The following is a 12348-nucleotide window of genomic DNA, read 5'->3' as shown; positions in this document are numbered from 1 at the left end:
AACCAAAAATGCCACGCGGCATGAATCCCGCTTAAACGCCTTGTTATGCTTAAGCTTCAATGGGTTATGTTTTCTGGAAACAAGATTAACTCGACTTTGATTCACAAACAAAAGCCAAAAACCAAAAAACTGAAATGACTCATGATTTTGAAAATCAGACTTTGAAATTTGGCAGCTAAAACGAAAAAACCTAAGTTCAAATCTCTGATTGAGCCAACCGCCCTAACCTCGCGCTTCTCCGAAAATTGATTGAGGCAATTCTCGGAATTTTTAGCGCCCAAGAATGGATGTCCAGAAAATAGCGCTCACAAAAGCCAACTTGCCGACAAACACCAAACTGAAAAGCCGAGGGAACAAAGAAAAAACATAAACCACTGATTTTACGTAATTAAGCATAACGCCGCATTAAGGTGTGAGCAACGCTACCACGAAACCTAACCATACCACCGTAAACACATAACCCAACGATGGAATGAAAAATGCCAAGCGTTGGGAATCACTCTTAAATGCTTTGTTATATGTGTGCGTAAGAAACTGGATTAGTCCTCTCTACAAAGTCAGAACCCACTAAGAGCGGTTTGTACTCGATAACATTACCATTGTCGTCACTATGTACATCGAAACAATACAATTCTGCTGCCATTTTTCCATCAGTCAGATCTCGAACAATTGTTGCATCAAAAAACTGTCCGTTTTCTAAAAGTAGCCAACTATGTATTTTTTGACCTTTATGTTCAATACCTTCTGCAAGCTGCTCCTTCAAATCGTCTAAGTTACAAGACATATATGGAGTACCATTAACAATTGCATCACCCAAGATTATTTCAGATTTGTAGCCATATCTGGCAAAGGCATTTTTAAGGTTCGAATGGACTAGCAAGCACGCACCAGCTAGATGATCGTAGCCCAACTGAGCCTGAAGCATGTCCACGATTTGAAATAGTTTGTTGAAGTCATTCTTGTCTAGCGCACGATATTCAAGCAATTCAGGGGATAAAGATAACTTTTTAGATTCCGAGTATGCCGCCTCTAAACTATACACATGATTTTTATGCTTATCTTTTAGTTCTTCAAACATTCTTTGTTTCCTTTTGTACACTAGCCAATTCAAACATATAACGCTGCGTTAAGGGGTGAATGCCGCCTAAACCAACTTTCCGCAGACCACTTTCACCACCAAAACTCACTGCAAACCAAAAATGCCACGCGGCATGAATCCCGCTTAAACGCCTTGTTATGTTTAAGACTCGAACGGTTAAGTTTTACGATACCAATAGCTTAACTCGACTTAACTTTGAAAACCAAAACCAGACGCTAAAAAGCTGAATTAACTCATAAATTTGATTCTAATGATTTCAAGTTTTAGCGTGAGAAACCGAAAACTAGAGCTCAAACTTTGAAACCAAGACGCTTTATTCGACTCACAAACGTACTGAACTTTAATGAGGCAACTCTCTGAACTTTTAGCGCCCACGAATTGGAGTCCAGAAAACAGCGAACACTGAAGTTAACTTGCCGACAAGACCAAAATTAGAAAGCAAAAAAAATCTGCAACCAACTGATTTTACGTGACTAAACATAACGCTGCGTTAAGGGGTGAATGCCGCATAAACCAAGCTGCCGCAGACCACTTTCACCACCAAAACTCACTGCAAACCAAAAATGCCACGCGGCATGAATCCCTCTTAAACGCCTTGTTATGTTTAAGGCTCAAAGGGTTAAGTTTGCGATACCAATAGCTTAACTCGACTTACCTTTGCAAACCAAAACCAGACGCTAAAAAGCTGAATTAAATCATAATTTTGATTGTGCCGACTTTGAGTTTTAACGTGAGAAATCGAAAAGATGGGGCTCTAACTTTGAAATCAAAATCACTTCACTCACCTCGCCTACATTCTGGAATTCAATGAGGCAACTCTCTGAATTTTTAGCGCCCACGAATTGGAGTCCAGAAAACAGCGACCACTAAACGTAACTTGCCGACAAGACCAAAATTAGAAAGCTGAGAAAGCAAAGAAAAGATGCAACCAACTGATTTTACGTGACTAAACATAACGCCCAATTAAGGGGTGAGCAACGCTACCACCCAACCTAAGGCATTGTGCCATAAACACTAAATTTGAAGTAGAAGCAAAAATGCCGAGCGTTGTGAATCCCTCTTAAATTGCTTGTTATGTGCAAACTCAAAGCTCGGAGTAACGTAGCCTTGGTTTAGGGTTAAAATACACAAGAAAGTCATTATTTTCAGTGTCTTTAGTGAAATATACTCTTATAACCTTTTCTTCTCCCCATGTTTGGAAAGCAATCGAAGAAACATTTTCTTTAAATACATCAAAAACAACCACTTCATCTTGAACCAATTTCACGCTCACTGAACAGTTACAAAATGGTGAATGAGTAAAGATTAAGCTATCTCCATTATCGTACTGCATTATAAATGAGAATTGTCCTTCATCATGGCTGTACTCTTCAGACCAACCGAATCCTCTTTCAAAAAAATCCAATTCATCTGGGAATTCATAATTCAAGTGCGCGACCTCTTATTATTGAACTTGCACATAACGCCCAATTAAGGGGTGAGCAACGCTACCACCCAAACCTAAAGCATTGTACCGTAAACACTAAATTTGAAGTAGAAGCAAAAGTGCCAAGCGTTGTGAATCCCTCTTAAATTGCTTGTTAGCTGGTTGTCTCCACAACATCGGAGGCGACCAAATTGAAACTTGTAGCCTGAATAAACCACTCATGCCAAGGCATCGTTTCCTTAAAGCCATCAAAGTGGAATGTGCTTCCATCAAACTTCGCATTCATGATTTCATCAATTGGGTACTCTGGCGTTTTGTGGCTGATAGGCGCAACATTATTTAACCAGGTGAGACTTTTTTCATTGGATACGTTGTATAGAGTCATCACCCCATTTTGAACAATTAGATCGCTTCCATTTGAACTTGGGTGCTCTTTGCTGATGAAAATACCACTGAGAACGATGATAATTTTAGAGTCAGTTCTGGAGACATCTTCGATAGATACATCATGAAAGTTCATCTTCTCAAAGTCGGTATTAATTTCCATATAACCTCCTACCAGCTAACGCCGCGTTAAGGGGTGAATGCCGCCTAAACCAGCTTTCCGCACACCACCATCACCACCAAAACTAGCCGCATGAAAAAAATGCCACGCGGCATGAATCCCTCTTAAACGCCTTGTTATGTTTAAGACTCGAACGGTTAAGTTTTACGATACCAAGAGCTTAGCTCGACTTAACTTTGAAAACCAAAACCAGACGCTAAAAAGCTGAATTAAATCATAAATTTGATTCTAATGATTTTGAGTTTTAGCGTGAAAAACCGAAAACTTGAAACTAAGATGGCTTCATTCACTCGCAAATTCACTGAATTTCAATGAGGCAACTCTCTGGATTTTTCGCGCCCACGAATAGGAGTCCAGAAAACAGCGACCACCGAAAGCCTACTTGCCGACAAGACCAGAATTAGAAAGCAAAAAAATCTGCAACCAACTGATTTTACGTGACTAAACATAACGCCGCATTAAGGTGTGAGCAACGCTACCACGAAACCCCACCATACCACCGTAAACACAAAACCCAACGATGGAATGAAAAATGCCAAGCGTTGGGAATCACTCTTAAATGCTTTGTTAGGCATTTACTGTTTTTTCTTGAACTCATTTACTTTTACTAATAAGTCGGCGGATAACCATGAACTAACTAATTCGGGTTCAGTATTACATGCTATTTCTTCCTTTGATAACGAAGCGATGAATTTTTCTGTACTTGTCCAAGAACAAACCACCTCACGATCATCATTTATATAGACTACCTCTCCTGAATCTGTATCAAGGCATAAAAGCTCATGCCAATCACCTTGAAATGGAATTAAGTTATCAGGAACATCCCATTCCTGTCGAAGCTTAAGGCCTGATTCAATTTCTACCAGAGACCAAAAAGGTAGAACGATATTTTCGAAACACGTATTAATTTTGATTGAGCAATATTCCGTATTATATGCTTCAACATTTGAAAGAAACTCGCTGTTCAATTTTTCCTCCTGGAATGCCTAACGCCAAATTAAGGTGTGAACAACGCAGACACCTTAGCTTAAGCATTGTGCCATAAACACTAAACTGGCTTGAAGTGAAAGCGCCAAGCGTTGTGAATCACTCTTAAATTTATTGTTATATTTTGGGAACGTTAGTGATGAATTTGTCCACTTCTTTGTAAAACTTAGACGGTTCATTTTGAACCCAGTGATTGGCCCCTTCGAACGAAACATTGTTTAATGTAGAAATGAATTTAGTAGCTCGTTCACAACCACTTAAACTCTGTGTACCCCAAAAGTAAACTTTAGGTATCGATAAGCTTTCATAAACTTGGCCCCAACTAACAACCCCCCGCATATCTTGGGTTGCGTGCTGAGCATAAATTTCACTAGCTGTATTACCTAGAACGACTGGTTCACAACGCCTAACAGACGAAAGATACTTAATACCAGCTCCGTGGCTCCAAGACATAGAAAAACGTTGTGAAAAACCTGTACCTTTCACCCATTTGGAAAATTCATCACTACTTAACTCAGAGTATTGTTCAGCAATAATCTGGGACAAAATTATATTCTCTTCATGGACCCCACCTTCGGCATTAATAAAGCCACGTACAACACCTTTCGTATCGTATTTGCAAACCAAGGTAGACGTATCACCTCCCCAAGAGTGCCCAAGGAGAAAACAATCATGAACCTTTAATTGCTCAAGAGCTTTTAATATACGTTTTGCTTGAGTTTCCGTAGAGTGGGAGATAACTGAAGCAGGAGAATAACCGTAACCACACAAATCAAACATTATCAGGTTATAATTCGGCAACCAGTCGAATGCATCCGCAAAGCAGAGATGCGACTCGCCTAAACCGTGAATCAACACTAGCGTTTCTTGAGATTCTTTGAGTTCAGTAGACAAACAATAAAGCTGGTCACCATCGATATCTAACCATTTTTCTACTAACACATTACCCTCGCACTTCTAACAACTGAATTAAGATCTATCATAACTAATTCAGCCCGAAACGAAAGGTAGATTTGATGAAAAATATAACGCCCTGCTAAGGGGTGAGCAACGCAATACCTAAGCCGCCGCAAACCACCTTAATCACTAAATTCAACGCATAGTAAAAATGCCACGCGTTGCGAATCCCTCTTGAGCAGTTTGTTAGTTTGCAAACCCAAAGCGTTGATTTTACGTTATTTCAAACTTTGCAAACAATAAACTTTATGTGTTTTGATGCATCTAAGTCAGGCGTAGTCTCAAAGCGGCTACTCAATGAAACCACTTGGAACAAACAACGCCGCAGAAAACGAACTCACAACACCAAAAAGCGCTTTTGGAAAACCAATCTCACAGTGCGGACTTTCAACAAAGTCACTAAAACCACGTGAACTTTCCACACCAGAGAAAACGTCATTTCAGCGAATAAACCGGCTTTTGTACCAACAAACTCAACGAGCAGAGTTTCAGCAAAAAAGTTCAACCCAGTTAACCCAAAAATCGCCGCACCAAAGAACAAATCAACCGTAGAAACGCTGCCAATTTGGGTTTTTCACCACGCTAGTTAACACTGAAATTGAACGCCGATATGACGATTTCGACTTTGAGCTTTTACCACTAGACCTTGCGATATAGCTGCGTTTTTCCTCTTGCAAACTAACGCCCAATTAAGGGGTGACCAACGCTACCACCCAACCTAAAGCATTGCACCGTAACCACTAAAATTGAAGTAGAAGCAAAAATGCCAAGCGTTGGGAATCCCTCTTAAATTGTTTGTTAGGTGCTTTCTACCGCGCTTATGAAGTTATAAAAAAACGCATCCTCTGAGTCGATAACAAACTCCAACTGTTTGTACATGCGCGCAGCAGGTTCATTATTTTTAAAACAACTCAATGTTAAATCCAGTTGCTGTGAATTTGCCTGTTGTTTGAGTTTTTGAATGACCGTTGATGCGAAACCTTTCCTTTGACTATCCGTGTAGATAATGAGCAGGTGGATGTGGATACTACTCGATTTAAGGCGACTGCATACATAGCCAACTTTTTCACCATTGCACAAAATCCAACTAAACCACTCTGGTTTTAACTTAGATTCAAACGAAGTTCTTTGAAAATTTTCATCCCAACCAATTGCACTATCAACGATTGGCTTCATATATAATCTGAAATCATCGAATGCCGACGAGTGTTCGTGTTTTTTAAATTTTGAAAGAATAATTTCCATATGTCACCTAACGCTGCGTTAAGGGGTGAATGCCGCCTAAACCAACCTTCCGCAGACCACTTTCACCTCCAAAACTCACTGCAAACCAAAAATGCCACGCGGCATGAATCCCGCTTAAACGCCTTGTTATGTAGCTAGTCACCGCCACCAAAATCAAGAAAGTTTACTCCACCGGAACTATCTAAAGTCGTGTTCGTAACTTTACATTTTGGTGCCGAATTTACCTCTGCATATAACAGGTAACTTTCAAACGAAGGAACTTCCGACACGTTAAATAAGAGCTCACCAACAGACTTTTGAAACTCTAACAAGTCGCCTAAGTCTTCTTGTAACTCGATAGCCAACTCATTGCTGTATGGCAGCAACATGCCGTAAGAAACTGACTTATAAAACTGGTCATCACTGCGCTTAATCTCGCTCAATGCCCAACTAATTTCCTGAAAAGAATAAACGGGCTTTTTCCCAAACTTAGCACACAGTTTCGGAGCCATATCTTTAGCTACTGACTGAACATAAGACTTTTTATTCAAAAAGTTAAGCACACCGAATCTCCTTGCTACATAACGCCCTGTTAAGGTGTGAGCAACGCAATACCGATGCCGCCGCATACCACCTTAGACACTAAACGCAACGCATAGTAAAAATGCCACGCGTTGCGAATCACTCTTAAACAGATTGTTATGTGTTTTTTATGCCTGCCATTTTTCGAATAAACACATTGAGTTCTTGATGTAATTCTATGTATTTTGAAAGCATATCTTCATGGGCAGAAATGTTGTCTAAATCTTCTTCAAAAACCTGACGTGTGATCTCTTTGTCTAATGCATGCAATGATTCAACACACTGCATAAACTTTTTTGGCAATAGCGGTTTTTGAACATTAATTAGAACAAACAACCTTTCGTCCAGAACCTTATAAGCCTTGGGGTTGCTAGGCGCTTTCGTTTGATGTTCAGGGTCACTAGAAGAATACTCATAATCTATAGCTTGCTTTGTTTCGTGAATTACTTCAGACAACTCTTTGGACAAATTAAGTAGTTCTGCTTTATTCAGCTCCCAAACCCTTTCTCGTTCTTGGCTTTTTACTGAGTCAAAGTGAATTGCGGCAGCTATCGCTGTTGCTATAGCAATGACAATGTTCACAGACAACGATGAGTCAAAGTCAAACCGAAGATCTAATGCTACGTACCAAATTGTTGCTGCGAACCCTAAGATCACACCAAATACTACTTTTATCAAAATAACTCCGAACTACTTCAAAACACATAACGCCGCGTTAAGGGGTGAATGCCGCATAAACCAACTTTCCGCAGACCACTTTCACCACCAAAACCACCGCATACCAAAAATGCCACGCGGCATGAATCCCTCTTAAACGCCTTGTTATGTTTAAGACTCAAAGGGTTAAGTTTTGCGATACCAAGAGCTTAACTCGACTTATCTTTGAAAACCAAAGTTAGAAGCTAAAAAGCTGAATTAACTCATAAATTTGATTGTACTTATATTGAGATTTTAGCGAGAGAAACCGAAATCTGGTGCTCAAACGTTGAAACTAACATCGCTTCATTCGACTCACAAACGCACTGAATTTCAATGAGGCAACTCTTTGAATTTTTAGCGTCCACGAATTGGAGTCCAGAAAACAGTGCCCAATGAGGTTAACTTGCCGACAAGACCAAAATTAGAAAGCCGAGAATGCAAAGAAGAGATGCAACCAACTGATTTTACGCGATTAAACATAACGCCGCGTTAAGGGGTGAATGCCGCATAAACGAACCTTCCGCAGACCACTTTCACCACCAAAACCAACCGCATACCAAAAATGCCACGCGGCATGAATCCCTCTTAAACGCCTTGTTATGTTTAAGACACAAAGGGTTAAGTTTTACGAAACCAATAGCTTAACTCGACTTAACTTTGCAAACCAAAACTAGAAGCTAAAAAACTGAATTAACTCATAAATTTGATTGTACTGATATTGAGTTTTAGCGTGAGAAACCGAAAAACTGGTGCTCAAACTTTGAAACTAAGATCGCTTCATTCGACTCAAAAACGCACTGAACTTTAATGAGGCAACTCTCTGAATTTTTAGCGCCCACGAATTGGAGTCCAGAAAACAGCGAACACTGAAGTTAACCTGCCGACAAGACCAAAATTAGAAAGCCGAGAGTACAAAGAAAAGATGCAACCAACTGATTTTACGTGACTAAACATAACGCTGCGTTAAGGGGTGAATGCCGCCTAAACCAGCTTTCCGCAGAACACTTTCACCACCAAAACTCACCGCAAACTAAAAATGCCACGCGGCATGAATCCCGCTTAAACGCCTTGTTATGCTTAAGCTTCAATGGGTTACGTTTGACCAGAACCAAGATTAACTCGACTTTGATTCACAAACAAAAGCCAAAACGTAGAAAACCGAAATGAATCATAGTTTTGATAATCAGGCTCGGATTTTTGGCAAATCTAGTTTGAAGTTTGAAAACCTAGAAATGGATTTCTGATTGAGCCAACCGCCCTAACCTCGCGCTTGCCCGAAAATTGAATGAGGCAATTCTCTGAATTTCCAGCACCAAAGAATAAGAGTCCGAAAAACAGCGCTCAAAAAAGCCGACTTGCCGACAAACACAAAACTGAAAAGCCTAGGGAACAAAGAAAAGCATAAACCACTGATTTTAGGTGATTAAGCATAACGCCGCGTTAAGGGGTGCAGGCACGCACTACAAAAGCTACCGCACAGCGACTTAATCACTGAACCCAACGCAAACTGAAAATGCCACGCGTGCCAAATCCCACTTAAACGCTTTGTTATGCTTAAGCTTCAATGGGTTACGTTTTTCTGGAAACAAGATTAACTCGACTTTGAATCACAAACAAAAACCAAAACGTAGAAAACCGAAATGAATCATAGTTTTGATAATCAGGCTCGGATTTTGGCAAAACTGGCTTGGAGTTTAAAAACCAAAAATGGATTTCTGATTGAGCCAGCCGTACTAACCTCGCGCTTGCCCGAAAATAGAATGAGGCAACACTCAGAATTTTCAGCGCCAAAGAATTGATGTCCGAAAAACAGCGCTCAAAACAGCCAACTTGCCGACAAACACCAAACTGAAAAGCTGAGGGAGCAAAAAACCATAAACCACTGATTTTACGTGATTAAGCATAACGCTGCGTTAAGGGGTGAATGCCGCATAAACCAAGCTGCCGCAGACCACTTTCACCACCAAAACTCACTACAAACCAAAAATGCCACGCGGCATGAATCCCGCTTAAACGCCTTGTTATGTTTAAGACACAAAGGGTTGAGTTTGCGATACCAAGAGCTTAACTCGACTTACCTTTGCAAACCAAAACCAGACGCTAAAAAGCTGAATTAACTCATAAATTTAGTTTTAATGACTTTGGGTTTTAGCGTGAGAAACAGAAAACTTGAGCTCAAACTTAAAACTAAGGCAGCTTCATTCGACTCACAAGCGCACTGAATTTCAATGAGGCAATTCTCTGAATTTTTCGCGCCCACGAATTGGAGTCCAGAAAACAGCGAACACTGAAGTTAACTTGCTGACAAGACCAAAATTAGAAAGCTGAGAAAGCAAAGAAAAGATGCAACCAACTGATTTTACGTGACTAAACATAACGCCGCGTTAAGGGGTGAGTGCCGCATAAACCAAATTTCTGCAGACCATTTTCACCACCAAAACTCACTGCAAACCAAAAATGCCACGCGGCATGAATCCCACTTAAACGCCTTGTTATGCTTAAGATTCAATAGCTTACGATTTACTAAAAACAAGATTAACTCGACTTAGATTTACACGCAAAGCCAAAACGTAGAAAACCGAAATGAATCATGGTTTTGAGAATCAGACTTGGAATTTTGGCAAAATCCAATTTGAAGTTTGAAACCTAGAAATGGATTTCTGATTGAGCCAACCGCCCTAACCTCGCGCTGGCCCAAAAATTGATTGAGGCAACTCTCTGAATTTCTAGCGCCAAAGAATAAGTGTCCGAAAAACAGCGCTAAAAACAGCCAACTTGCCGACAAACACAAAACTAATCAGCTAAGGGAACAAAGAAAAACCATAACCAACTGATTTTACGTGATTAAGCATAACGCTGCGTTAAGGGGTGAGTGCCGCACAAACCAACCTTCCGCATACCACTTTCATCACCAAAACCAACCGCAAACCAAAAATGCCACGCGGCATGAATCCCTCTTAAACGCCTTGTTATGGCTTGGACTTAAGGTGTTCTTTACTTGCCTGATTTAATCATTTCTATGATTTTGTTGGCTTTTTCGAAGTGATCTAGCTGGTGAGTTTGAATCCACCAAGTAGCTGCTTCCATTAACAACATTGGATCGTCGTTTTTATTAGCGAAAAATGCATAAAATGAAACACCAACATTCTCACCCTTTTGTGCGATTTTCTTAGCACAAACATCTAGCACTTTACAGCGTAAGGATTCACGCATTCATTATGCCCTCTTTGATTAAAGTAAAAACAATACTTTACACAACGAATAGAACACAAACAATAAACACTGTTCATCCAACCAGTGTAACTTTTGAAAGAAGCCATAACGCCCGGTTAAGGGGCAGACAACGCCACTACCAAGCTTCCGCATAACATCATAACCACAAAAACCAACGCATAATAAAAATGCCACGCGTTGGCTGTCCCTCTTGAACCGTTTGTTAAGTTTATTTCCAAAGCGCACTCATTTCATCTTTTAGATCAGCTTGCATTTGGATCCGATAGTTAGACAATTTGGATGAAACTGAATTATAAAATACTGGAAATGCTTTCTCTTGATTCAAATAACAGCAATAAAGTTGTTGCTCAAGCTCATCTAGATGTTTTTTAATTTCTGTAAACATCAATGATTCTGGAAGTGGATATCCAAACGATGACTGATAGTTATCTAAGTTGAACGTGTACTCTTTAATCGCTTCATTAAGTTCATGAATGTGATTGCATTCATATTCTTTCTTGTTGTTCAAATATTGTTCACAAGGATTGAAACTATCTAGTAAATCGCCTACGTCATTGCGTTTTTGGTCATATACCCTCAATAGTTTTGTATTAAACGCACTTATTAATACATCGAGTCGCATTCTTAAGGTTTCAATTTGTTCGACCCGCTTGGAGTGCTTTAATTGAGATTTCCATACATTTAATGCCCGATATGCAATTAATGCCATAGCAAAATTGGAAACTGAGGACAATATGTCTGTCCATTTAATATCACCTTCGCTTGGAAGGTTTATCCCAATCAGGAGCCCAAACGAGATTAAAACTATGGCTGAAACATATACGACTGTAAAATCTGATTTTCCGATCAATTATTGAACTCCATTATAAACTTAACGCCCAATTAAGGGGTGAACAACGCTACCACCCACACCTAAAGCATTGTGCCATAAACACTAAATTTGAAGTAGAAGCAAAAATGCCAAGCGTTGTGAATCCCTCTTAAATTGCTTGTTATGTGTTTACTTCAACGCTCGCCATTTTTCTATAGCTTCAAGGGATAGAGTTGAAAACTGTTTAGTCACATCTCGACCTTTAAAAGCTGACTGGCTCCCTTGAGCGATAGGTGCCGAATAATGGATATCGTGAGAAAGCAGGTTTAGATACTCCCTACCTTCGGATTGATATAGGTTTAATTCAGCCTCGTTGAGTTTAATCATATATGTGTAGCCCAAAAAGCTATGATTACAGTTAGCATCTAAGTAGAGCACATCTTCATGTTCAAACAAGAACCACCGCTGCTCTTCAGTATCAATAACTCTCATTGCTTTCTCCTGTACACATAACGCCGCGTTAAGGGGCGCAGGCACGCAATACAAAAGCTACCGCATAGTGCCGTAACCACTAAACCCAACGCAAACTGAAAATGCCACGCGTGCCAAGTCCCTCTTTAACGCTTTGTTATGCTTAAGCTTCAATGGCTTACGTTTTACCCAAGCCAAGATTAACTCGACTTTGGTTCACAAACAAAAACCAAAACGTAGAAAACAGAAATGACTCATAATTTTGAAAATCAGACTTTGAACTTTGGCAGTCA

11 protein-coding genes are annotated in these 12348 nt (G+C 40.0%); all 11 read right to left on the bottom strand.

The window, feature by feature from the left end:
* Positions 1 to 514: 514 nt before the first annotated feature.
* Positions 515 to 1078 carry a hypothetical protein gene (locus tag AOT11_RS13660; protein ID WP_017420655.1) on the bottom strand — a complete coding sequence of 188 codons (564 nt, stop codon included), beginning with the start codon at positions 1076 to 1078 and terminating at the stop codon, positions 515 to 517.
* A gap of 1105 nt (positions 1079 to 2183) precedes the next feature.
* Complete coding sequence (locus AOT11_RS13645; protein WP_017420631.1) at positions 2184 to 2528, bottom strand: hypothetical protein; 345 nt, start codon at positions 2526 to 2528, stop codon at positions 2184 to 2186.
* A 151-nt stretch (positions 2529 to 2679) separates the two neighbouring features.
* Complete coding sequence (locus AOT11_RS13640; RefSeq protein ID WP_017420630.1) at positions 2680 to 3072, bottom strand: hypothetical protein; 393 nt, start codon at positions 3070 to 3072, stop codon at positions 2680 to 2682.
* Between the two features lie 593 nt (positions 3073 to 3665).
* Positions 3666 to 4058 (bottom strand): SMI1/KNR4 family protein, encoded by a 393-nt coding sequence (locus AOT11_RS13630; protein ID WP_017420628.1) that lies wholly within the window; start codon positions 4056 to 4058, stop codon positions 3666 to 3668.
* A 136-nt stretch (positions 4059 to 4194) separates the two neighbouring features.
* Positions 4195 to 5019, bottom strand: coding sequence for an alpha/beta fold hydrolase (locus tag AOT11_RS13625; RefSeq protein WP_017420627.1), 825 nt, complete (start codon positions 5017 to 5019; stop codon positions 4195 to 4197).
* 813 nt (positions 5020 to 5832) lie between these two features.
* A complete protein-coding gene (locus AOT11_RS13610; protein WP_242603891.1) occupies positions 5833 to 6210 on the bottom strand; it encodes a GNAT family N-acetyltransferase in 378 nt (125 codons plus the stop codon).
* 203 nt (positions 6211 to 6413) lie between these two features.
* Positions 6414 to 6887, bottom strand: a complete 474-nt coding sequence (locus AOT11_RS13600) for a hypothetical protein (RefSeq protein WP_017420624.1) — start codon at positions 6885 to 6887, stop codon at positions 6414 to 6416.
* A 70-nt stretch (positions 6888 to 6957) separates the two neighbouring features.
* Positions 6958 to 7518: a hypothetical protein gene (locus AOT11_RS13590; protein ID WP_017420622.1), complete on the bottom strand. Its 561-nt coding sequence runs from the start codon at positions 7516 to 7518 to the stop codon at positions 6958 to 6960.
* A 3015-nt stretch (positions 7519 to 10533) separates the two neighbouring features.
* The gene (locus AOT11_RS13545) at positions 10534 to 10752 is read right to left on the bottom strand and encodes a DUF6500 family protein (RefSeq protein ID WP_017420731.1); all 219 of its coding nucleotides are present in this window, start codon (positions 10750 to 10752) and stop codon (positions 10534 to 10536) included.
* 229 nt (positions 10753 to 10981) lie between these two features.
* Complete coding sequence (locus AOT11_RS13535) at positions 10982 to 11623, bottom strand: hypothetical protein (RefSeq protein ID WP_017420732.1); 642 nt, start codon at positions 11621 to 11623, stop codon at positions 10982 to 10984.
* Positions 11624 to 11773: 150 nt separating this feature from the next.
* Complete coding sequence (locus AOT11_RS13530; RefSeq protein WP_026050382.1) at positions 11774 to 12076, bottom strand: hypothetical protein; 303 nt, start codon at positions 12074 to 12076, stop codon at positions 11774 to 11776.
* Positions 12077 to 12348: the final 272 nt, after the last annotated feature.

It is taken from the genome of Vibrio vulnificus NBRC 15645 = ATCC 27562 (assembly GCF_002224265.1).
In the GTDB taxonomy this organism is placed as follows: Bacteria; Pseudomonadota; Gammaproteobacteria; order Enterobacterales; family Vibrionaceae; genus Vibrio; species Vibrio vulnificus.
The sequence above is the reverse complement of the archived record's forward strand: the minus strand, read 5'-3'. Positions and strand labels throughout refer to the sequence as shown.